Raw genomic sequence first — 21861 nt, forward strand, 5'->3', positions numbered from 1 at the left:
CCGCTGTCACCAACGGGCCGAATCAGGTGCCAACTTGCCTGAGGAGAAACGGAGCCCGGATCAGAAGACCCGGTTGACCGACGCGATCCAGGTGCCGGCGTTCATGTCCTTGGTGGTGCCGTTGCCGGCCACGCTGGGGTAGTTCTTCCAGTAATCGGCACCGGCCGTCGTCGTATAGGCCAGGCCCAGCGTCCAGCTACCCGGCATGGCCTTGGTGACACCGACCTTGTAATCGGAATAGTCCAAGCCCTTCGAATTTGCAATGGTCTGACGACCGGCATGCAGCGTGGCGGTCCATGTCGGCAGGAACTCGTAGTTCACGTTGGCTTCAATGTACCAGGAGCCGGTGGTGTCCTTGCCGGTCACGCCCGCCCCCGGCTTGTTGGGGAAGGCGCCGGGGCCGGCGTTGTTGTCGGTGAACCCGAAGTAACCCACATTGGTCATCGCCCGCGAATACTTCAGGTTGAGCCACTGCCAGGTGCCGGAGAGGTAGAACTCGGTGGAGTCGTAGGTCTTCTTGGCATAGCTGCCGGCCGGCGTGATCTTGTCGTAGTTGGCCTGCGGGAAGATGAACTGCAGCACCCCCACGTCGTAGGCGAAATCGCCCACCGCACCGCGGTAGCCGCCATACAGGTCGACCTCGATGTTGGCGTTGGCGTAAAGGTTGCCGCTGGTGTTGGACATCCACGTACCCACGTAGAGGCCGGACGCATGGGCGTAATCCACGCCACCCTGGATCGCCGGGTTGCCCCAGGTTTGGCGGATGCCGCGGAACACGTATTCCGACACTACGCCGATGTTGCTGGTCAGTTCCGGAGCGGGCGCCGGTGCGTCCTCGGCATGGGCCGGCGCGGCCAGCGCGGCGGCGGCGATGGCCGGCAGCGCACAGTAGCCAAGGTGCCGGACAGCATTCCGTAGGGCGGTCTTCTTCGCGGGTTTCATGCCGGTTTTCATGCTTTTGCCTCTGTCGGTGTTGGGATGGCAGCCATTTCACGCCCGCGCGCCTACTCCCTCAATTCCCCCTCGGACCTACTCCCAAAGTCGAATTGTTCGCCCCCCGCCCGGCGGCGGACAGTGCAGGCCATTGCAGTCCCATCGCATTTTTTCGACATCGAGGAGTACGCAGATGAACACGACGACAGTGGATGCCGTAGCGAGCGGCATCGGCGGTGCGAGCGCAACGCTCCACCGCAAGATCGGCTGGGCCGGGGCCTTCTGGGTGGCCAGCGGCGTCCCGGCCCTGGTGCTGTTTTCCATCGGCTCCATTGCCGCCACGGTAGGCAAGCCGTCCTGGGCGGTGTGGATCATTTCCATCGCCTTCGGCTTCCTGCAGTCCTTCTCCTACGCGGAGATCGCTGGCCTGTTCCCGCACAAATCCGGCGGCGCCTCGGTGTACGGGGCGGTGGCCTGGGTGCGCTACAGCAAGCTGCTGGCGCCGCTGTCGGTGTGGTGCAACTGGCTGGCCTGGTCGCCTGTGCTGGCCATCGGTTCCGGGCTGGCGGCGGGCTACATCCTGTCGATCCTGTTCGCGCCGGACGCGGCCATCAACACCTGGCAAATCACCCTGCTCGACCTGGGCTTCATCAAGGGCGGCCTGTCCCTGCGCATCAACGCCACCTTCGTGCTCGGCGCGGCGGTGCTGCTTGCGGCCTTCGCCATCCAGCACCGCGGCATCCTGCAGGCGGCGCGCATGCAGATGGTGCTCGGCATCGCCGCGCTGGCACCGCTGATGCTGATCGGCCTGTGGCCGCTGCTCTCCGGTGATGTGCCGGCCGCCAACCTGACCCCGCTGTTTCCGCTGGCCAAGGACGCCGGCGGTGCGGTGATCGACGGCGCCTGGGACATGGGCGGCCTGACCCTGATGGCCGGCGGCCTGTTCATGGCGGCCTGGTCCACCTACGGCTTCGAGACTGCGGTGTGCTACACCCGCGAATTCCGCGACCCGCGCACCGACACCTTCAAGGCCATTCTGTATTCCGGCCTGCTATGCATCTTCGTGTTCACCGTCGTGCCGCTGGCCTTCCAGGGCAACATCGGCCTCGGCCAGCTGGTCACGCCGGAGGTGAAGGACGCCGCCGGCAACGTGGTCACCCCGGCGGTCTACGACGGCATCCTGTCGCCGGACATCTACAGCGGCATGGGCGTCGCCCACGCCATGGCCCACATGCTGGGCGGCGGCGCGCTGGTCGAGCACGTGCTGATGGCGATGCTGGTGCTGGCCCTGGTGCTGTCCATCATGACCTCGATGGCCGGCTCCTCGCGCACCCTCTACCAGGCTTCCGCCGACGGCTGGCTGCCCAAGTATCTGTCCCACGTGAATGCCAACGGCGCGCCGATCCCGGCGATGTGGACCGACCTCGGCTTCAACCTGATCCTGCTGCTGATGTCCGACTACGTCTTCGTGCTGGCCATCTCCAACGTCTGCTACATCCTCTTCAACTTCCTCAACCTCAACGCCGCCTGGATCCACCGCCTCGACCGCCCGAGCTGGCCGCGCCCGTTCAAGGCACCGCTGTGGCTGATCGCCATCGGCACCGTGCTGGCCTTCGCCAACCTGTGGCTGATGGGCATGGGCGCCGACATCTGGGGCGCCGGCACGCTGGCCTCCGGCCTGCTCGTCGCCGCGCTGATCGTGCCGGTCTTCCTGTACCGCCACTACGTCACCGACAAGGGCCAGTTCCCCGCCGCGATGCAGGAGGACATGCACCTTGGTAGCGAAGAAGGCGTCGGCACCCGCGCCGGCATCCTGCCCTACCTGACCCTCGCCGGCGGCGCCGCGGTGGTGGCCATCGCCCACGCCTGTGCGGTGATCTGAGGAGAACGACCATGCTGCATTCCGACATCAAGAGCCGCCCCATCTACACCCAGCTGGAGCCGGACCTGTCCGGCAGCCAGCACCTGCTGATCGTCGAAGGCGACACCGTGCTGCCGGGCCGCCTCGACTCCCTGGCCGGCACCTTCGCACCGGTGGAAGAACAGCTGCACACCTGGCTGGTCGGCACCCAGGCCGGCGGCCTGGGCCTCGGCAAGGTTTGGCGCCTGCCCGACGTGGCCGACGTGGTGGATGCCTTCGCCTGTGCCACCCGCGGCTACGGCATCGGCGACCGCCTCTACGTGCAGGGCACCGAGCCCTTCCTGTGGTCGGTGGCCAAGGCCGCGGCAATCATCGGCTTCAGCGCCGACCAGATCCACCTGCACCACGCCGGCAGCCTGCGCCGCCGGGTGTGGTGCACCCACTGCCACACCGTCACCGAAAACGTCACCACCAGCATCGCCAACTGTGCCGGCTGCCACCGCCACCTGCTGGTGCGCGACCACTTCTCCCGCCGCCTCGGCGCCTTCATGGGCGTGATGGTGGATGCGGAAGCCCCCGGCGAAGTGCCGGCCGTCGAGGAGAGCTTCGCATGATCGGCGAAACCCTCCGGCTCAAGGTGGCCGCCGCCAGCGCCATCTCGCCCAGCCTGCGCCACCTGCGCCTGGTGGCGGCGGACGGCGGCAAGCTGCCCCCGGCGGCGGCCGGCGCCCACCTCCAGCTCGTGCTGAACGGCGCCACGCGGACCCACCGCAACGCCTATTCGCTGATCAGCCGCCCCGGCGCCCGCGACGCCTACGAGATCATCGTGCGGCGCGTGCCCAGCTCCCGCGGCGGCTCGGCATTCATCCACGAGCAGCTCAAGGTCGGTGACGTGCTGGAAGCCGGCTGGCCCGGCAACCTGTTCGCCCCGGTGCGCACCGCCCGCCGCCACCTGATGATCGCCGGCGGCATCGGCATCACGCCCTTCCTGTCCTACCTGGCCGACTTCGCCTTCGGCGGCGCTGACTACGCGCTGCACCTGTGCTGCCGCGAGGACGAGCAACACGTCTTCGACCCCTGGCTGGCCGGCAAGAGCGGCGTCAGCGTGCACTGGGACGCCGACGGCCGCCGCCTCGACATCCCTGCCCTGCTCGCCGCCCAACCGGTCGGCACCCACCTCTATGTGTGCGGCCCGGCCGCCATGAATGACGAAGTGCTGGAACTTGCCGCAGCCGCCGGCTGGCCAGCCAGCCATGTCCATTGCGAGCACTTCGGCAGCGCCCTGTCCGGCGGCGAAGCCTTCCACGCCTTCCTCGCCAAGTCCGGCGTCGAGGTCAGCGTCGGCGAGGACGAGAGCCTGCTCGAAGCCATCGAGCGGATCGGCGTCAAAGCCCCCTGCCTGTGCCGCGGCGGCGCCTGCGGCGTGTGCGTGACGCCACTGCTGGACGGCGAAGCCGAGCACCGCGACCACTACCTGTCCGCCGCCGAGCGGGAAGCCGGCCGCCTGATCCTGCCCTGCGTGTCGCGGGCGCGGAGCGGACGGCTGGTTCTGGACCTGTGAAATTCCCCTGAGCGCCCCCGAGGAGATCGACATGAGCATCGCTTTCAAACCCGAAGAAACCTTCCGCGGCGACTACAGCTACCGCAACAGCGACGCCGCCGTGCTGCGCTTCCCCTTCCCCTTCCCGGAAGACCGCTACATGTACAGCGTCAACATCGAGCCGCACGTGCGCAGTGGCCCGAGCGACGTTTTCCTGCGCCCCTTCGACGTGGATGAGCACTACATCGCCGAGTGCCGCGACAAGGCCATCACGCTGGAACGCGACCCCGGCCGCTGCCAGGTGCTGCCGCACATGATGATGGCCCAGTGGGACACCCTGGAGCTGCTGATGGAAAGCCTGTCGGCCGACTATCCGGAGCAGTTCTCCCTGATCAAGGAAGGCGACGACTTCGGCAGCCGGTGGACCTGGATCAACCGCCCGCTGGGCATCGAGCAGAGCTTCGTCTTCGGCAACGCCGAGACCCTGCCCTGCGAACCCTTCGAGTACATCACCCGCCAGGCCCAGGGCGACTTCGCGATCTGCGACCAGCGCGACGACAACCTCTACATGGACGCCGGCATGGTCACCTCCCAGGCCGACTGGTCACTGGAGTTCGACGTCGGCATGAGCTTCATGGAATGGCATGGCCCGGTACCGCTGGCCCACCAGGCCGGCGTCTTCGAGCGCGCCTTGAAATACCTGCTGATGCTGCGCCTCGGCCAGCCGGTGCGCCGCCTCAATTGGACCATGAGCATCAACCCGCGCCTCGACACCTCGCCGGAGAGCTACCCCGAGTGGGGCCCGGACCGCGCCAGCGTCACCCCCGACAACGCCGGCCAGAAGGTGCACCTGCGCGTCGAGCTGCAGACCCTGTGGCGCCTGCCGCGCAGCAACGCAATCCTGTTCCCGATCCGCTGCTACCTGGCCTCCCTCGAAGACCTGGCCCGCGTGCCCAAGTGGGGCGCCCGCCTGCACCGGGTGCTGTCCACGCTGCCGCCCCAGCTCGTCGAATACAAGGGTCTCACCCGCTACCTCCCGGCCGCCCTCGAATGGCTGGCCCAGCACGACGACGGCCGCGAACTGCCCGTCGGCACGGAGGCCGGCATCACCACCCTCAGCCCCCGCTGAAACGCATCTGCAAATCCGCATTCCACGACACCCCGAAACCACAAAAGGAAACAGCCATGAACGCCATCACCCAAATGACTCCCACCGGCATCGGTTCCGAATGGAGCCCCCAGTGGCTGCTCACCCCCGAGCAGAAGGCCCTGCAGGCCGACCTGATCGCCCTGTGCGAAACCACGCTGCGCCCCAACGCCATCGAGAGCGACAAGAAGTACATCTACCCGCGCAAGAACTTCGAGGCGCTGGCCGCCATGGGCCTGATGAGCCTGACCATCCCGAAGGAGCTCGGCGGCCGCGGTGAAAGCCACCTGTGCGCCGCGATGGTGGTCGAAACCATCGCCCGCTACGGCTGCCCGTCCACCGCCATGTGCTACACCATGCACCTGGGCGCCTGCGCCGCCGCGCTGCTGCGCCACCACGACAACGAGCGCCTGAAGGACATCCTGCGCCGGGTAGATAAAGACGTGCTGATCGGCACCCTGTCCTACTCCGATCCGGAGACCGGCTCCCACTTCTGGTACCCGATGTCGTCCCGCGCCGAACGCACCGAGAACGGCTGGAAGGTCTTCAAGAAGGCGTCCTGGACCACCTCCGGCGGCTTTGCCGACTGGTACATCATCCAGACCACCTCGCCGGACTTCGGCGGCGACTACTCCAACCTGTCCTGCTTCCTGGTCACCAAGGACCAGATCCACGCCGACCCGGCCAACTGGGACGGCCTCGGCATGCGCGGCAACCAGTCCGGCCCGATCGCGGTGGACGGCGTCGAGATCGCCCCGGACGCGCTGGTCGGCCCGATCGGCGACGGCGCCAAGTCCAACGACGAAGTGGTCGACCCCTTCTTCCTGGTGTGCTCCTCGGCCTGCTGGAACGGCATCTGCCTCGCCGCGATGGACATCACCAAGAACCACACCACCCGCAAGGTGCATAACGACGTGGGCATGCGCGTGGCCGACTACCCGACCATCCAGGACTACGTCGGCGAGTGCCTGATCGACACCAACGCCAGCCGCAGCTACGTGTACCTGGCCGCCAAGGCGCTGGACGAGCAGACCAACAACTGCGACTGGTCCGCCCACGCCACCATCGACCACCTGCCGCGCACCGAGCTGCTCAACTGGCTGTGGCAGGTCAAGTTCTTCGCCTCCAAGAACGTCACCTTCGTGGTGGACAAGATGCTCCACGCCTGCGGCGGCACCGGCTACAAGCCGGCTCTCGGCATCGAGCGCCTGCTGCGCGACGGCAAGGCCGGCTGGGTGATGGGCCCCACCAACGAAGTGCTGCGCCAGTTCGTCGGCAAGGCCGCGCTGCTCGGCTTCGAGGTGCTGGACTACTGGAACCAGTCGGTCAACCAGCGCGTCCTCAACAACGAACTGAAGAAGATGAGCAAGGAAGAGAAGGCTGCCTTCGCCTCCAAGCTCCTCGCCGAGGCGCAAGCCTAAGGAGCCCCGCCGCCATGCACGCCACCACCAGCCAGCCCATCGCCGCCCACCGGGCACCCTTCGACGGGCGCCTGTTCCGCCGGGTCCTCGGCCTCTTCCCCACCGGCGTCACCATCGTCACCACCTGGGACGATGAGGGCCGGCCAGTGGGGGCGACCGTCAGCTCCTTCAACTCCGTATCCCTCGACCCGCCGCTGGTGCTATTCAGCCTGGCCAAGAACATGGCCTGCTGCGAAGCCTTCGCCGCCGGCGGGCCGCTGGCCATCCACGTGCTCGGCGACGAGCAGGAGTCCCTGTCCAACCGCTTCGCACGGGGTGGCGGCGACAAGTGGGTGGATCTTGTCTACGGCGCCGGCGAGCATGGCGCGCCACTGATCGAAGGGGCGCTGGCCACATTCGAATGCCAGCCCTTCGCCCAGTATCCCGGCGGCGACCACACCATCTTCGTCGCCGAAGTCCATCAACTGCGCTGCCGCGACGGCGAGCCGCTGGTCTTCGCCGGCGGCAGCTACCGGCGCCTGGCCGAGCGGGAGGTGTGCGCATGAACGACCTCGTCCCGCCCGCGGACGTGGCGCAGGAAGGCGACCCCTTCCTGCTCGCCGCCGAGGCCGAACCGCGCCTCGCCCAGGCCTTTCCCGAACCGCTGGCGGTGATCCGCGTCACCGCCGCCAGCGCCCGCGCCTTCACGGTGAAGGCCGGGCAATACATTCAGGTCATCGACGTGGACGGGCGCCAGTGCTCCGACCTCCTCGCCTTCGACGCCGCGGCCCTGGCCGCCGGCGAGGAATGGGGCCTCGACCCGACGGTGACGCGCACCCTGGCCGGCGCCGCCTATCCCCAGCCCGGCCTCCACGCCAAGTACTTCGACGCGCGCATGCAGCCGCTGCTCGAAACCGTGCAGGACACCGTCGGCCGCCACGACGCCTTCGCGCTGGCGTGCACCGCCAAGTACTACGAAGACGCCGGCTTTCCCGGCCACGCCAACTGCAGCGACAACTTCAACGCAGCGCTGACGGACTTCGGCATCCGCCCGCGCGCCGGCTGGCCGGCCATCAACTTCTTCTACAACACCTTCATCCAGCCCTGCGGCAGCCTCGGCTTCGCCGAACCCTGGTCCAGGCCCGGCGACTACGTGCTGCTCAGGGCGCTGAAGGACCTGGTGGTGGCAGTATCGTCCTGCGCCGACGACATCGACCCCGCCAACGCCTGGCAGCCCACCGACATCGAGGCGCGTATCTACGACGCTGCCCATTCCTTCCCCCGCGCGATGGCCCACCGCATGACACCCGACTCCCCCGTCCGCCTGACCCGGCCGACCGCCTTCGCGCCGGCGACCGAAATCCTCACCCGCGACTTCATCGACTACAAGGGCTACTGGCTGCCGCGCAGCTTCGTCGGCCACGGCACCCTCGCCGAATACTGGGCCTGCCGCGAGAAAGTGGCGGTCATGGACCTGTCGGCGCTGCGCAAGTTCGACGTCACCGGCCCCGACGCCGAAGCCCTGCTGCAGAAGGTGCAGACCCGCGACCTGCGCAAGCTGGCCGTCGGCCAGGTGGTCTACACCGCCGTCTGCCACGCCCACGGCGGCATGATGGACGACGGCACGGTGTTCCGCCTTGGCCGCGACGTATTCCGCTTCGTCTGCGGTGAAGACACCACCGGCCTGTGGCTCAAGGAACAGGCCGCCGCGGCGGGCTTCAACGTGCACATCCGCGAAGCCACCGACGCGCTGCACAACCTCGCCGTGCAAGGCCCGCGCAGCCGCGAACTGCTCAAGAAGATCCTGTGGACCGGCCCGCTGCAACCGACGCCGGACGAACTCGGCTGGTTCCGCTTCGCTTCCGCGCGCCTCGGCGGCCCCACCGGCATCCCGTTGATCGTCTCGCGCACCGGCTACACCGGGGAACTGGGTTTTGAGCTGTGGTGCGCCCCCAAGGACGGCCCCGCGCTGTGGAACGCCGTGATGGAGGCCGGCGCCCCGCTGGGCATCGTACCGCTCGGCTTCGACGCCCTCGACATGCTGCGCATCGAAGCCGGCCTCGCCTTCGCCGGCCACGAATTCTGCGACCAGACCGACCCCTTCGAAGCCGGCATCGGCTTCACCGTCGCACTGTCGAAGCCGGACGATTTCATCGGCAAGGCCGCCCTCGAAGAACGCAAGGCCCACCCCCGTCGCAAACTGATCGGCCTCGCCATCGCCAGCAACGAAGCCGCCAGCCACGGCGACGGCCTCTACGTCGGCCGCGCCAGGGTCGGCGAAATCACCAGCACCACCCGCTCACCGGTCCTCGACACACAGATCGCACTGGCGCGGGTGGATGTCGCCTATTCCGCCCTCGACACCGAACTGCAGGTCGGTCAACTGGACGGGCACCGGAAACGGCTGGACGCAAAAGTCGTCGCATTTCCGCACTACGACCCGACGAAATCGCGGGTCAGGGCTTGATGGTATCCGCTGCGTTGGGCACCTAGCCCGCCGCTCGGTTCATGTTGTCCCCCCGCGTCCCCAAGTGGCCATGGCTGCTTGGGGATGTTTGCTGTGAACGAAGGATGTTGCGGGCAGCGAGGTCTATGTTGCGTGGTGCACATTCGATGTCGGCTGGCGCGCACTCCATGTTGACGACGGAATGTTCGATGTTCAGTGCATCAAGTTCAATACTGTGTGGCCAACATCGAATGCACTGGGGCGCTATTAAGAAGTTGACGCTGGAATGGTGAGCAATGCGGCACTGATGCTCGATGCCGAAGACTCAACATCGATTGTTCACGCAACAAGATGAAGATAGCAGGACGCAGTGTCGTGACGGCGGGCAGTAAACCTGGATGTTGACGGACAATGACCTAGTCATACACCATAAAGATATCGATGCAGGTCCAGCCCAAGAACAACGGGCCCTCCATCTTCTACAAGCTGCAAACTGAAATCCATCATGAAAATCTTCCAGTGCACGCCGGAACATCTGCTCCCCGCTTCAGATTTGTTCAACAAGTACAGAATGTTCTACGAGCAGCCTAGCGATCTGGCCGGAGCAACCGCATTTCTCAAGGCCAACATCTCCGAAAACCGTTCGCTCGTGTTCCTGCTCCAGGACGATGATGGTCAAGTGGTGGCATTTTCCCAGCTTTATGCCACCTATTGCTCAACGTCCATGAAGCCCTTCCTGTATCTGTCGGATTTGTTCGTCGATTCTTCAGCGCGGCGCAAGGGCTATGCAAAAGTCCTGATTTCGTACCTGATTGAGCACGCCAAGGAGCAGGGATACCAACGCTTGACACTCGAAACCGCCACGACCAATACCTCCGCCCAACGGCTCTACACATCTCTCGGGTACGAAAGGGATCAGGTGTTCCTCACGTACCACCGGATTCTGTGAATACGCCCCTTGCGTCGGAGTCGTCCAATCCCCAAAGGAGCCGCTGAACGACTCCCTGCATAGCCTTTCGGTTCATCCGCACCATCGATCCCAGAGCCATGCCGCCAAGCTGATCACCTGACTCAGGGGATATGCTGCGAGCCAAACCTGCTCGCAGATCCATCTCGATTCAGGCATGAAAAAGGGGGGATGCACATCGGTTCTATGAGCACGAGAGCATGGTCAAGGCAGGCTTTCATTTCATCCAAAAAGTCGCGCTCAACAAGGGGCGCCGCGCGAGATACTTCGCACAGCACGGCGACGCTCATAGGTCGCAATAGCTTTCCTTGAGATCGCAGACGTCCTGCTCGGAGATGCCGAGGTGGGCCATCACTGCGGACTTGCCACGGCTCCAGTTGGTGTCATCGGTGAGGTAGCGCTGGCTGTGCGCGATATGCTCGGCAAGGGTCGCGAAGGACACCAGGGTGCGCGCCTGCGCGGCGGTATGGTCGGCATCGCCATCGAAGATCGACAGGTCATGATGCAGCAGCGTGGCTTTGCTGATCTCCTTGGGCAGGCCCCAGGTGCGCGTCAGGAAGTAGCCGACCGCGGCGTGGTTGGTCGCGTGGTGCGCTTCCTCGACGCTGGTGAAACTCTGGTCATAGGCCGCACTGGCACTCTCCAGCGTCTCGGTGTAACTCGGGAAGCGCTTCATCAGCACGGCGATACCGCAGTCGTGGAACAGGCCGAAGGAATAAGCCATCTCGGTCGGCACGCCCTTGAACTCGCGGCTCAGGTTCGCACACAAGCTTGCAACGCGCGCGGCGGAGTCCCAGAAGCGCTCGAGGTAAAGGCTGCTGCCACCGGAGAGCGCGGCGCGCAGCATGATCCCGGCCGTCAATGCGGAAAGCGCCCGCATACCCAATACCGACACGGCCTGGGAAATGCTGCCGACGTGGCGTGACAGGCCCAGAGCGGGGGAATTGGCGACCTTCAACACCGAGGCTGCCAGCGCAACGTCGGTGCCCACGATTTGTGCGATGCGCCCCAGCGAACCGTTCGGGGAGGCAATTTCCTGTTGCAGGGAGAGCAGAACCGCAGGACAGGGCGGGATGTCGACTCCGCGCAGAAGGCGGTCGAGCGTGGCGTGGTCGGGAGACTCCATGGCGACGCGGAATCCTGAAAAACGATAATTTTAACAAAAATACCATTTTTACAGAATAAAACTCGCAATCAGAGAACATCCAGCTTCATGCCCCCTGTAACCGTCATACCTGCCACACCTCGTTGGACTTGCACCGCTTCATCTGTGCGAGCGCCCGGCAACCGCTTTGGCACGAGGTAGAGCAAAGGCTCAGCTGACAGCAAGCGCTGCACCGATCGCCGTAGCCGACTCCTTCAGGTCGGCGAGATGGGCCTGGACCAGCTTTGCGCGGAGCTGGAACTTGCGCGGCCACAGCAGGCTGATGCAGGCGATCACGTCATCGCCATGGAAGATGGGTACGGCGATGGCGTCGAGCTGGTCGTCACGCAAGCTTTTGTCCAGGTCCGATCCGCCGAACAGTGGATCACGGGCGCCGTAACCCTGTGCGCGGGTCTCGGCAAGCATTGCGTCCAGTTCCCGTTCCAGCACCTGACGACTGCGGGGATTCGCAGGCGGGTTGGCGCGCGCGCGGGCAATCGCGGCCTCGCGCTGTTCGTCACGGCAAAAGGCAAGATAGGCGCGGCTGGGGGCCGCCAGGAACATATCGACCTTATAGCCCAGCTCGTATTCCGCGATACCGAGCCCGGCGTAGCGGCGCGAGGTTTCGACAAGTTCCAGGCAGCCCTCCCGAGGAACCGTCAGGTCGGAGGGCCAGATGACCTTTTTCTGCAACTGGACGAGAAACGGAGCGGCGATCTCGGCAAGCTGCAGGGTCCGTTCGTCCAGTTGCCGGCGCGCTGCAATCGAGATCGTGCGGCGATAGCATCCATCGCCCATCGCACGCCAGATGAAGCGGCTCTTCCGGAGGGTTTCGAGGATGCGGAGCAGCGTGGCCTTGGGGATGCCCGTTTTCTCGTACAGTTCGGCAAGGGACTGCCCGCGCAGCTCATCCAGTTCCTGAAGTACAAGCAGCCCGCGTTCCAGCGTGTTGATGGTCTTCATCACCGTCGGCCCGTTTGACAAATCTCGAGATTAAATCAGAAAATTCATCGACCCGGCCTCAGGAAGTCACGCCCATGCATGCCGATCTCCAAGCACTTCTGGTGGCCTGTGTCGTCACGATGATGCTCTGCGTCGGACTGGATTTTCCGCTGGCCTCCTGGCGATACCTCCTCAGAAATCCCTTGCCGCTATGGGTGGGGTTGGCGGCCCAGAATCTTGTCGTTCCCCTGGTGGGATTCACGGTCGCCCTGCTGTTTCACGATCAGAGCGAAATAGCGTTGGGCATTGTTTTGATTGTAGCCGCCCCCGGCGGGCCAATCGCGAATGCCATCGTGCATTTTGCCGGGGCACGCATCGACATATCCGTGTCGCTGACGGTGATCAATGCGCTCGTCAGCCTGGTCACCGTGCCCTTGATCGCCAGCGCAGGTTTTGCGCTTCTGGCCGAGGAGAACACAGCTATCCGCTTGCCTGTTGCAGAGACGCTGGCCCATATCGCCTTCATCATCGTGATGCCGATTGTCAGCGGCTTCGCCATTCAGCGTATTGCTGGCCGATCTGTTGAGCGGATCAGCAGATGGGCACGAGCCGGCACTGGCATCATGATGACGCTCATTCTCGTCATCGTCTGTATTGCAAACGCCCAGGTACTGATCGCCCATTTCAGCCAGATGGTCCCGGCGGCCCTGACGCTTTGTCTGGCCATGCTGGCCTGCGCCCACCTGTTTTCGCGTTTCAGCCGTCTCGCCCCCGACGCGCGCTTCGCCGTGGCCAACGAGTCCAGCGTGCACAATGTGCCACTGGCCTTGATCCTAGCGGAAGACATCATCCATCGCCCCGAGCTGGCCGCAATGATTGCCGTTTACGCGCAATCGATTGGCCTCCTGACGCTCGCCTGGGCGCTCATCTATCGGCGTCGGTTCACGCCCGCGGAATAGCCGGCCCCCTCCTCGCATGTAACCTGGCCGTAGCAAAAAGCCCCGACGCACACAAGTCGAGAAGCACGTGCATCGGTACATGGTTTCACCTGGTGACACGGACGCGCTTGTCGATTGTGCAAGCGACACATCGCTGAAAAACTGAATCCCACGAAAAGCCGTGGCTGATTAAGCCGGATTTTTCCGTGACACGGGCTGAATAAAAACAGCTTCATCGTCGCTACGTGGCAGACGGGCCTCTCACCGCAGGAAGGTGATCCCTCCAAAACGACAGACGATCGAATCAAGCGGCCCAAAAAACAAAATAACGAGGAGACAATCAGTTGAAGACCAAGCTGCCATGCGGGCGCCACGCCCTCAGGCCGGCGGATTTCATTCGCCTTGCCATTCCCTGCGGACTCGCGCTGAACAATGCCTATGCGGCGACAGACTTTGAAGTGGCCGGTGCGGCCGGAAGCTTCAAAGCCGACATGACAATCGGCACGCAATTCAGGACCTCGTCGCCCAGTGCCGAACTCCTCAATAACAACAACGCGGCAACCATCGGTCGCAGTGGAAATACGAGCGGCGCAACGGGGCGCAATAACGACGACGGCAACCTGAATTTCAAGCGCGGCGACCAGACCTCCACGATCGCGAAAGTTCTGCTGGAATCGTCCCTGAAAGGCGACGTATTCGAAGGGGTCGTCAAGGCCAAGGCCTGGTACGACTACCAGTTGAGCGACGGCGGCGTTCCCTATGGCAATTCGATCAACGGATACACAGCGGGCGAAGCGCTGGGCCAGCATGGCGCAAGTTCGCTGGCGCGGGCGTCGGGAATCAGCCTGCTCGATGCCTACGTGAAGGCCAAGATGCGGCTCGGCACCGTGGCCTCGGATGTCTCCATCGGCAATCAGGTATTGACCGGTTGGGGCGAGAGATTCGCTTTCGGCGGCGGCCTTTCTGCCCTCCAGCCGCGGGATTTCGCGGCGGCGGCCAGGCCTGGCGCCTTGCCCGGCGAAATCTTCCGTCCTTTCCCGATGATCGCGCTGAAGGCGGCATCGGCGGATCTGGGCAGCGTGGAAGCCTTTTACCAGTTGGGACGAGCCGAGAATGCGCTGCCCTTGTGCGGCACATTCGCCAGCCCCGCCGACTTTCAGGCGGATGGCTGCAACAAGGTCTATGTCGGACCGGGTTCGGATGCATCACGCGACCTCATCGGCCAGTATCTGACCCGCCCCGGCAATCTCCACGCCAGTGACCACGGCCAATACGGCCTGGCTTATCGCTTCACGCTGGAGCCGATCAAGACCCAGTTTTCATTGCATTACGCCAATTACGCCTCGCGCATGGGCCTGATCGGGGTGACGAAGAGCACGAACCCGACCAACCCGCTGATCAATGGCGATCCGTTCGGCTCGAACGTCAGCTATTTCCTGGAGTATCCGGAAGATATCAGGGTCTTTGGCCTGGGCTTCAATAGCCAGATCGGCAAGACGAGGATCTCGGGTGAATTGACTTATCGCCCCAACCAGCCCGTTTCCCTGAATGGCCCCGACATATTGAATGCTTTTGCCAGCTACAGCGCAGCGACACCGCTGCGTTCCGCTGCGCAGAATGCGCCGCTGGGACAGCCTTTCCACGGCTTCGACCGTTTCAAGGTCAGCCAATTGCAGCTGGCTGCCACGCACGCCTTCGACAATGTGATCGGTGCGCAGGAGTTCACGCTGTATGGCGAAGTCGGCGTCCGGCATGTGGATGGGCTGCCCGACGTCAATGAAATGCGTTATGGCCGGGCCACCGTATTCGGAATCGGCCCCATCGGCGGCGTCTGCCAGGGCGGCTCGACGAAGGGTTCGGCCCAGTGCAGCACCGACGGCTTTGCCTCGAGCACCATGTGGGGCTATCGCTTGCGCGGAAGCGCACGCTACGCCGGCGTAATCCCGGGAGCCGACCTGGTGCCGACGCTTTCATTCGGGCAGGACGTCAAGGGATGGTCCGACGAAGGCGTATTCAATCAGGGGCGCAAGATCATGAATCTCTCGGTGCGCGCCATCATGAACAAGAAATACTGGGTGGATGTGACGGCGCAGTCGGCATGGGGCGGCACGTACGACCCGATGCGCGATCGCGATTTCGTGAATCTGTCCATCGGTGCAAGTTTCTAACAATCAAAAGGAGACACAGTTCATGAAGCTCACCCGCCTTTTAGGGCTGTCATTGCTTTCCGCCGCGTTCGCATCCCCCTCATTTGGCGCCGACGCCCATCGTCCGAATATCCTGCTCATTCTCGCCGACGATCTCGGGCTGACGGACGTCGGCGCCTACGGATCGGAAATCTCGACGCCCAATCTCGACCGCCTGGCCAAGGGCGGCGCCCGCATGAGCAGCTTCTACGCCTCGCCGTTCTGTTCGCCGACGCGAGCGATGCTGATGTCGGGTACCGACAATCACCTGGCGGGCTTCGGCGACATGGCCGAACTCCTGTTGCCCGAACAAAAGGGCAAGCCGGGTTACGAGGGCTACCTGAACGAGCGGGTCCTCGCCATTCCGCAGGTCCTGCACGCCGCGGGCTATCGCACGGTCATGGCGGGCAAATGGCATCTCGGTACCGCCGAAAATCAAAGCCCGGCAGCCCGCGGTTTCGATCAGTCCTACGCGATGGTGCAAGGCGGCGCCAGCCATTTCGGGGATCAGACGGGTATCGTCGCGCTCGACGCAAACAAGCCGCCCAAGGCACTTTACCGGGAGAACGGAAAGTCCATCGATATTCCCCGGGAAGGTTTCTATTCCTCCGAGGTCTTTGCCAACAAGGTCATGGAATACCTCGACAAGACCGACGGCACGAAAAAGCCTTTCTTTGCCTACCTGGCCTTTACCGCGCCACACTGGCCTCTGCAGGCCCCCGATGCCGATATCCAGAAATACGTCGATCGCTACAAGGGCGGCTATGACGAGATCCGGCGCGAGCGCGTGGGACGCCTGAAGAAGGCGGGCTTGCTGAGTCCGAATACGCCGGTCTTCGAGGGCAATTCCCGTTGGCCGAAATGGGATTCCCTGTCGCCCGCAGAAAAGCGTGCGGAAGCCAAACGAATGGCCGTCTATGCTGCGATGGTGGACAACATGGACCGCCAGATCGGCCGCGTGCTTGCCTACCTCGAGAAGAAGGGAGAGCTGGACAATACAGTCGTGTTCTTCCTGTCCGATAACGGCGCGGACGGCAATTCTGTCTATGACGTGGGTGAAACGCGGAAATGGCTGCACCGGGACATGGACAACAGCATCGAGAACACCGGCCGCCCCGGGTCCTTTGTCGAATATGGACCGGGATGGGCGCAGGTCGGCATGACGCCGATGCGCATGTACAAGGCCTTCACCTACGAAGGCGGCATCTCGGTGCCGGCCATCGCCTGGGGCCCCGGCGTTGGCATCAAAGGCAGCGAGCGTGGCGCGCTGACCCATGTGTCGGATATTGCGCCGACCATTTATGAACTGGCCGGCACGCAACATCCGGGGACCGAGTATCGCGGCAAATCCATCCTGCCGGTGCGCGGCAAGTCCCTGCTGAGCTACCTGAAAGGGGAAGCCCCGAACGTCCATGACGCCAACGAGGCGATTGGCTGGGAACTGGGCGGACGCAAGGCACTGCGCAAGGGGGACTGGAAGATCGTGTATGCCAATCAGCCATGGGGTAGCGGTCATTGGGAGCTCTACAACATCGCCCAGGATCGCAGCGAAAGCCATGACCTCGCCGCCGCGATGCCGGACAAGCTGAACGAACTGCTGGCCGCGTGGAAGCAGTACGTCGCCGAAACGGGCACGCTGGAGATCGACGGGCTGGCCAACCGGCCGGGCTACAGCAACGCCGGCCGCTACTACGAGGATCTGGCCCTGGAGGCGGCGCAGAAGCCCAAGGCGCCGTCTGCCGCCAAGTAGGCTCCCGGCTGGCGTGCCCGTGACCTCCCTGCATCGATGGCTCCAGGTCCTGCTGGTACTGAGCGCCTTTGTGGCGCTCGGTGCCGAAGGGGCGCCATCCACGAGCACACTCCCCGGCTACGTGACGGAGCGGGTCTGCGCCGAATGCCATGCCGGCGTGACGAACGCGTGGCAGGCCTCCCACCACGCGTCGGCCATGCAAACCGCCACCCGCCGCACCGTGGTGGGCGATTTCTCGGCCGGCACCGTGAGCGATGGGGCCGACAGCGTGCGGCTGGCGCAGCAGGGCGATGCTTTTTACGCCTGGGCCAGGGATGCAGACGGCCAGCGCCGCAAACACCGCATCCTCTACACCCTCGGAGTGAGCCCACTGCAGCAGTACATGGTGGCCGCGCCGGGCGGGCGCCTGCAGACCCTCACCATCGCATGGGATGTACGGCAGCTGCGCTGGTTCAGCCTTGCCGAACCCGACGCGCTTCCCGGTGACGCGATGCACTGGAGCGGCCGCTACCGCAACTGGAACCTCATGTGCGCCGAGTGCCACACCACCGGCCTGCGCAAGGGCTACGACAGCGCCACCGATCGTTACCAGACCCGCTGGGATGCGCTCGGGGTCGGCTGCCAGGCCTGCCACGGCCCCGGACAAGCCCATGTGGAGGCGGCGCGACGGGGCAAAAAGGTGCCGATGCCCGTCCTGCAGACGACGCAGGGACACGCAGAAGGACAGGTCAACCTGTGCGCCCGCTGCCACACCGTCCGCAGCCGGTTGGTCGAGGCGGACCGGCCCGATCACCCCCTGCTCGACCAGTTCCGGCCTGAAGTGCTGCGCGAAGGCCTGTACTTCCCCGACGGCCAGCAGCAGGGCGAAGTCTTCGAAGCCGGCTCCTTCAAGCAGTCGCGGATGTTTGCCGCCGGCGTCGGATGCAACGACTGCCACGACCCGCACAGCGGAAAACTGAAGCGCGAAGGCAATGCCACCTGCACGCTGTGCCACAGCCCTGCCGGCAATCCGCGCTTCCCGACGCTGGCGCTGAAACGCTACGACGACGCCTCCCACCACGGGCATCAAGCCGGCACGCCGGGCAGTGCCTGCGTGGACTGCCACATGCCCACGCGCACCTACATGGGCGTCCATGCCCGTCGCGACCACGCGATCCGGATTCCGCGCCCGGACCTAAGCAGCGAACTGGGCACCCCCAACGCCTGCGACCAATGCCATGCCGGGCGCGGCCCGCGCTGGGCCGCGGACGTGCTCGCCAGCCGCCCAGTGCCTGCCGATACCCGGCACAACGCCCAGTATGACTTTGCAGGCACCTTCCTGCGCGCGCGCAAGGGCGATGTGGCCATCGCGGGTGAATTGACCCGTATCGTGGCCGACCAGACGCGCCCCGCCCTCATCCGCGCCACCGCCGTCGATCTGCTCGGCACCCTCGGCGCGGCAATTCCGGAATCGGCCCTCCGCGATGCCGACCCGCTGGTCCGGTCCTACGCCGCCGCCGCAGTCGCGGCAGGCCGTGGCAGCGGCAAAATACTGATCGACCTGCTGGACGATCCGGTACGTGCTGTACGCATGGCGGCAGCACGCAGCCTCCTCACCCTCGGGCAATCCATCCCGCCGGACCGCACCCTGGCGTATGCGGTGGCCCTCGACGAATACAAGCGGGCCCAGTTGGTCATGACCGACTTTCCGTCCGCACGCTTCAACCTTGCGCTGCTCGCCCGCGATCAAGGCGCCGTCGACACCGCCATCGACCATCTGCAGTCCACCTTGCGGATGGACAGCCGATTCGAGGCGGCCCGACTCGAACTGGCGCGATTGCAGGCCGCCCTCGGCGATGCCAGCAAAGCAGAAACAAGCTTGCGGGAAGGCCTCCCCCTCAGCGCCAAACCGATGGAATTGCAACTCGCCCTGGGCACCTTGCTGTCGAAGTCAGGCCGATTTGCCGAGGCCGAGCAGGCGTTTGCCGCCGCAGTACGTGCAGATCCCGCGGCATCGCGTGCCCGCTACAGCCACGCGCTGGTGCTGCTCCGTCTGTCACGCTGGACCGAAGCCGGCACGGAACTGCAGACACTACACGCGGAGTTTCCCGATAACGCCGACGTCGCCTACGCGCTCGCAGTGCTCTGGATCCAGAGCGGCCAAACTGCGACGGCCCGGGCCTCCCTTCCGGAACTGATGCGCGCCCATCCGGACGATCAGCGCTTGCGGCGCCTGTGGCTGCAGGTAGGTGCACCGTGACCCCGCGTAGGAACGAGCAGGCTCCTCGCTCGCTTCATATCGCGCCCCGAAATATCGAGCGGGCGGAGTAAGCGGCATCCGCATGAATGCCAATTGCGTTATCGACATGCTAAGGTATGTCTCCACGCAACTTGCATTACAACATCATTAGTCTTGTCCTATGCGTATCGAAGGCACTCTCACAAAATGGAACGATGATCGCGGTTTTGGATTCATTACCCCCGCCAATGGGGAGCCGGAAGTCTTCGTGCATATCTCGGTATTTCCGAAGGATGGACATCGTCCGACTGTCGGAGAACGACTGACATTCGAAATAGAGACCGACAATACCGGCAAGAAGCGCGCGCGAAATCTGCTCTGCCCTGACCGTCCCGCCACGCGCCCTGTACGCCCCCTCGCCCCACGCCGTCATAAAGAAGAAAAGCGAAGCCTGCTTGGCCGGATCGTTCCACTTTTCGTCATCATCGCGCTAGCCAGTTACGGCTACGACAAATACACACACCGCACCGCACCGCAGCCGGCGGTCTCTTCTGTGTCTGCCGATCAGACAGCCCCGTCGCCTTTCCGCTGCGATGGTCGGACCCATTGTTCGCAAATGGCGTCCTGCGCCGAAGCGACTTACTTCCTGCGCAACTGCCCCAACGTCCAGATGGACGGCAACCACGATGGAGTGCCATGCGAACAGCAGTGGTGTACCAGCCCTTTTGCCAGATAGCCCCTAAGATCACCTTCGCATGGAAGCCCATGAGCAACTTTGACGCGATAAAGAAGTGGTGTCGACAAGGCTATTGGTTCGACACCCCGCAGGGAATCTGTGCCTTCCTGTCTTTCCCAATCTGCTGGCTCGCGGCGCCCACGGCATTTATATGGCCGGTGGAATCAAGGCCCGTGTTCCTTTCCGCTGAACCCGTCCTATATTTGTTTGCACCAATACTGGCATTCCTCACCTTTCTGCGCCTTGGCCAGATCGGCGAGAAAAGGTATTCCTCATCCTTGCTTGCGACCATCGGCGTTTTGGTGATGGCGGCCATGCCTTTCTATACGCCTTATCTTCGTAGCCATGGCGGATGAGACGCCTTCTCGGGTTGCGGTCTCGATGCAGTACTTTATCGGTGGCGCCATGCACATTCACGTTGCGACAACGGATGCGGAAATTTCGGCCTGCTATCCGCTGATGCGGGAATTGAGACCGCATGTAGCAGAGCACAGCTTCCTTGCCCGCCTTCGTAGCCAGGAAGCGTCTGGCTATCGATTGGTCTTTTTGGGGACTCCCGACAATCCGCTGGCTCTTGCAGGATTCCGCATCGGCGAGAACCTGGCCTGGGGTCGCTTCTTGTATGTGGATGATCTTGTCGTTCATCCACTTCACCGATCCCAAGGCCATGGGGCCAAGCTGATGGCGTGGCTCCGGGAATACGCTGCAAGCCACGATTGCTCACAGATTCACCTCGATTCAGGCATACAGAGGATGGATGCACATCGGTTTTATGATCACGAGGGCATGGTGAAGGCAGGCTTTCATTTCACCGAGACCATCACGCTCAACAAAGTCACTGGAGAAACTCAACACAAAGGGAAGGAGCCCACGATGAGCATCGACCACTTCGCCCATAAGGCGGGCAGTTACGACGGAAACCCCAGCCGGGTAGACAACGTCGCGAACATTGCCGGAGCCATCCGGAATGCCATCACGCTCGACCGGTCCATGCATCTCATGGATTTCGGTTCGGGCACCGGCCTGCTGCTGGAGCGGATCGCGCCGTATGTCGGGAAGATCACCGCGGTGGATGTTTCCAGTTCGATGAACGCGCAACTCCTGGCAAAGCAGGCTGGCTTGGGCTGCGCGCTGGAGATCGTGGAGATCGATCTCGAAACGTCCGAACTCAGCGGCGCATTTGACGGCATCATTTCCTCGATGACGATGCACCATATCCGGGACACGGACGCGATGTTCCGGAAGTTCCACTTGCTGCTGAAGGACGGCGGCTTCATCGCCCTGTCCGACCTGGATCGGGAGGATGGCAGCTTCCATACGGAAGACACCGGCGTCCATCATTTCGGTTTTGACCGCAGTGAATTTGCGAAGTCCGCTGCAACGGCGGGGTTCCGGATGATTCAAACGTCTTCGGCCAGCGTGGTGCATAAGCCCCAGGGGGATTTCCCGGTGTTTCTGCTCACCGCACTTCGATAACCCGGCTATCCTGCCGCGCCCCAAGCGCGGTCCGCCCGTCCCCCGTCGAGCCGCTCCGCCGGACATCCCCCGCCCCCGTCCCGACCCTCCGCAAGCTCCTCGTGAGGAGCCCGGCGAGTATCCTGCCCTGTCCGCGAATCCCTCGCGAGTACCTCCGGGACAGACCGCCCCTATCCC

At 64.0% G+C, this 21861-nt stretch carries 18 protein-coding genes; 15 read left to right on the forward strand and 3 right to left on the reverse strand.

The features are described 5' to 3' along the window. Window positions 1–60 precede the first annotated feature (60 nt). Window positions 61–942 carry a TorF family putative porin gene (locus AC1PPK_RS03280; protein WP_481116424.1) on the reverse strand — a complete coding sequence of 294 codons (882 nt, stop codon included), beginning with the start codon at window positions 940–942 and terminating at the stop codon, window positions 61–63. Window positions 943–1126: 184 nt separating this feature from the next. On the opposite strand from AC1PPK_RS03280, the gene AC1PPK_RS03285 reads away from it, so the two are divergent. The 8 genes from AC1PPK_RS03285 (at window position 1127) to AC1PPK_RS03320 (ending at window position 10276) form a co-directional block, all read left to right on the forward strand. Beyond that, a complete protein-coding gene (locus AC1PPK_RS03285) occupies window positions 1127–2815 on the forward strand; it encodes an APC family permease (protein WP_481116425.1) in 1689 nt (562 codons plus the stop codon). Between the two features lie 11 nt (window positions 2816–2826). Continuing rightward, entirely contained in the window at window positions 2827–3408 is a 582-nt protein-coding gene (locus tag AC1PPK_RS03290) for a dimethylamine monooxygenase subunit DmmA family protein (protein WP_481116426.1), read from the forward strand. Further along, window positions 3405–4355, forward strand: coding sequence for a PDR/VanB family oxidoreductase (locus AC1PPK_RS03295; RefSeq protein ID WP_481116427.1), 951 nt, complete (start codon window positions 3405–3407; stop codon window positions 4353–4355). The genes AC1PPK_RS03290 and AC1PPK_RS03295 overlap by 4 nt, the downstream gene beginning before the upstream one ends. A gap of 31 nt (window positions 4356–4386) precedes the next feature. Then, complete coding sequence (locus AC1PPK_RS03300) at window positions 4387–5463, forward strand: heme-dependent oxidative N-demethylase family protein (protein WP_481116428.1); 1077 nt, start codon at window positions 4387–4389, stop codon at window positions 5461–5463. A 56-nt stretch (window positions 5464–5519) separates the two neighbouring features. Further along, window positions 5520–6902 (forward strand): acyl-CoA dehydrogenase family protein, encoded by a 1383-nt coding sequence (locus tag AC1PPK_RS03305; protein WP_481116429.1) that lies wholly within the window; start codon window positions 5520–5522, stop codon window positions 6900–6902. A gap of 14 nt (window positions 6903–6916) precedes the next feature. After that, complete coding sequence (locus AC1PPK_RS03310) at window positions 6917–7447, forward strand: flavin reductase family protein (protein WP_481116430.1); 531 nt, start codon at window positions 6917–6919, stop codon at window positions 7445–7447. Then, window positions 7444–9348 carry a DUF1989 domain-containing protein gene (locus tag AC1PPK_RS03315; RefSeq protein ID WP_481116431.1) on the forward strand — a complete coding sequence of 635 codons (1905 nt, stop codon included), beginning with the start codon at window positions 7444–7446 and terminating at the stop codon, window positions 9346–9348. The genes AC1PPK_RS03310 and AC1PPK_RS03315 overlap by 4 nt, the downstream gene beginning before the upstream one ends. 484 nt (window positions 9349–9832) lie before the next feature. Next, entirely contained in the window at window positions 9833–10276 is a 444-nt protein-coding gene (locus AC1PPK_RS03320; RefSeq protein WP_481116432.1) for a GNAT family N-acetyltransferase, read from the forward strand. A gap of 304 nt (window positions 10277–10580) precedes the next feature. On the opposite strand, the gene AC1PPK_RS03325 is transcribed toward AC1PPK_RS03320, so the two are convergent. Both AC1PPK_RS03325 and AC1PPK_RS03330 read right to left on the reverse strand, forming a co-directional pair. Next, a complete protein-coding gene (locus AC1PPK_RS03325) occupies window positions 10581–11420 on the reverse strand; it encodes an HDOD domain-containing protein (RefSeq protein WP_481116433.1) in 840 nt (279 codons plus the stop codon). Between the two features lie 189 nt (window positions 11421–11609). Further along, window positions 11610–12401, reverse strand: coding sequence for a helix-turn-helix domain-containing protein (locus AC1PPK_RS03330; protein ID WP_481116434.1), 792 nt, complete (start codon window positions 12399–12401; stop codon window positions 11610–11612). 74 nt (window positions 12402–12475) lie between these two features. On the opposite strand from AC1PPK_RS03330, the gene AC1PPK_RS03335 reads away from it, so the two are divergent. The 7 genes from AC1PPK_RS03335 to AC1PPK_RS03365 all read left to right on the forward strand — a co-directional run bounded on the left by AC1PPK_RS03335 (window position 12476) and on the right by AC1PPK_RS03365 (window position 21684). Next, a complete protein-coding gene (locus tag AC1PPK_RS03335) occupies window positions 12476–13339 on the forward strand; it encodes a bile acid:sodium symporter family protein (protein WP_481116435.1) in 864 nt (287 codons plus the stop codon). 323 nt (window positions 13340–13662) lie between these two features. Continuing rightward, a complete protein-coding gene (locus AC1PPK_RS03340) occupies window positions 13663–15486 on the forward strand; it encodes a DUF1302 domain-containing protein (RefSeq protein WP_481116436.1) in 1824 nt (607 codons plus the stop codon). Window positions 15487–15508: 22 nt separating this feature from the next. Continuing rightward, window positions 15509–17254: an arylsulfatase gene (locus AC1PPK_RS03345; RefSeq protein ID WP_481116437.1), complete on the forward strand. Its 1746-nt coding sequence runs from the start codon at window positions 15509–15511 to the stop codon at window positions 17252–17254. Between the two features lie 19 nt (window positions 17255–17273). Then, on the forward strand, window positions 17274–19493 hold the full coding sequence (locus tag AC1PPK_RS03350; RefSeq protein WP_481116438.1) for an ammonia-forming cytochrome c nitrite reductase subunit c552: 2220 nt from the start codon (window positions 17274–17276) through the stop codon (window positions 19491–19493). Window positions 19494–19653: 160 nt separating this feature from the next. Next, complete coding sequence (locus AC1PPK_RS03355) at window positions 19654–20208, forward strand: cold shock domain-containing protein (RefSeq protein ID WP_481116439.1); 555 nt, start codon at window positions 19654–19656, stop codon at window positions 20206–20208. Between the two features lie 29 nt (window positions 20209–20237). Continuing rightward, window positions 20238–20564 carry a hypothetical protein gene (locus AC1PPK_RS03360; protein WP_481116440.1) on the forward strand — a complete coding sequence of 109 codons (327 nt, stop codon included), beginning with the start codon at window positions 20238–20240 and terminating at the stop codon, window positions 20562–20564. A gap of 25 nt (window positions 20565–20589) precedes the next feature. Continuing rightward, the gene (locus tag AC1PPK_RS03365; protein WP_481116441.1) at window positions 20590–21684 is read left to right on the forward strand and encodes a GNAT family N-acetyltransferase; all 1095 of its coding nucleotides are present in this window, start codon (window positions 20590–20592) and stop codon (window positions 21682–21684) included. Window positions 21685–21861: the final 177 nt, after the last annotated feature.

Source organism: Zoogloea sp. JDB1, from assembly GCF_056724025.1.